Origin of the sequence: Streptococcus pseudopneumoniae, assembly GCF_001072925.1 — a bacterium.
GTDB lineage: Bacteria > Bacillota > Bacilli > Lactobacillales > Streptococcaceae > Streptococcus > Streptococcus pseudopneumoniae_Q.
In genome coordinates this window covers 1-1,779 of sequence record NZ_JVHE01000032.1, presented here as the reverse complement: position 1 = coordinate 1,779, position 1,779 = coordinate 1, and the positions used below count along the sequence as shown (strand labels likewise).

At 37.4% G+C, this 1,779-nt stretch carries 1 protein-coding gene; it reads left to right on the top strand.

Annotated features, from left to right (window positions below; genetic code table 11):
- The coding region (locus ADH81_RS01045; RefSeq protein ID WP_049525873.1) for a Spy0128 family protein at nucleotides 1-1,779 on the top strand (1,779 nt) is incomplete at both ends.

Here is a 1,779-nt window from a genome sequence, read left to right as displayed (position 1 = left end):
AATACACAAGTTGGTACTCACAAGTATACTGTAGAAGAAGTTCAAGGTTCTGAAGCAGGAATGCAATATGATACGATGAAGGCTGAAGTAACCATCACTGTTACTAAAGAAGGTCACGTTCTTAAAGCAACAAACACACTTCCTGCAGATAGAGAGTTCAACAATACCTTCACACCTGCTGCAACACAAGCTCAATTCAAGTTTACTAAACGTTTGGAAGGTAAGACTCTTGAAGCAAATGCCTTCACATTCGAATTGCTTGAAAATGGCAAAGTCATCCAAACTAAGAAAAATGCGGCTGATGGAACTATCACATTTGATGCGATTGAATACAACGCTGTAGGTGAACACACTTACACTGTACGTGAAGTAGCTGGAACAGATACAAATATTGACTACGATTCAATGAATGCAGTCGTAACAGTTAATGTAACGAAAGACGCTGCATCTGGTATCTTGACTGCTAATGTTAAAATGCCTGCAGATACAGAGTTCAACAACTATCATGTGGCTCCAGTCGTTGCAAGATTTGACTTTACTAAGAAATTAGCAGGTCGTGAACTTAAAGAGGGCGAATTTAGCTTTGTTCTTAAAGATTCAACTGGTCAAACTCTTGAAACAGTAACAAATAAAGCTGACGGAACTGTAACATTCTCTGAATTATCATTTGATAATACTAAAGTTGGAACTCATACTTATACAGTAGAAGAAGTTATCCCATCTACTAAAGAGCTTGGTATGACTTATGATAATATGAAAGCAACAGTCACAGTTGAAGTTGCTAAGAATGGTCACACCTTGACTACTGTAACAAACGTAACATCAACTGGCGGTGTCAATGCTGATGGAACATCAACTGAAGGAACTGATGATAAAGAATTTAATAACAAGATCACTCCTCCTGAAACACCTGAATTCCAACCTGAAAAATTTGTTCTTAATAAAGAGAAATTTGACATTACAGGAACAAAACTTGTAGACGATGATGATGAATTGGCTGATGAGTACACTGCTACAAATGCTAACCCATACGCAGATGGAACTTCAAACAACGAAGCAGAAAACATCAATACCAAGACTGTTGAACGTGGTGATAAACTAGTTTACCAAGTATGGTTGGATACGAAAAACTTCACTGATAAAAATAACATCCAATCTGTTGGAATCTCTGATACCTATGATGCAGAAAAATTAACTGTTAATGCTGCTGATATTAAAGCTTATGACAGTGAAAGTGGAGATGACGTAACTGATAAGTTTGACATCAAGGTTGAAAATGGTGTCATTACAGCAACATCTAAGACTTCTGTAAACAAATCATTGGGTGATGCGGATAATACACAAGTTATCGATACAACTAAATTTGCATTTGGTCGCTACTATAAATTCGATATTCCAGCGACAGTTAAAGCTGACGTTGCAGGTGGAGTGGACATCGAAAATAAAGCCAACCAAATTGTTCATGTTTATAATCCAGTAAATAAATCTGTTGAAAAACCGGAAAAACCAACTCAAAAACGTGTAAACAGCGTACCAATCTCAGTTGAATTCAACTTCACTAAGAAATTGGAAGGCCGTGAGTTGAAAGCTAACGAATTCAGCTTCGTTCTTAAAGATTCAACAGGTAAAGTTGTTGAAACAGTAAGCAACGATGCGGCAGGAAACGTTAAGTTCTCAGCTCTTACATTCAAGAAGGGTCAAGAAGGCGTTCATAATTACACAGTAGAAGAAGTTAAAGGAAGCGACGCAACCGTTACATACGACACCATGAAAGCGAAT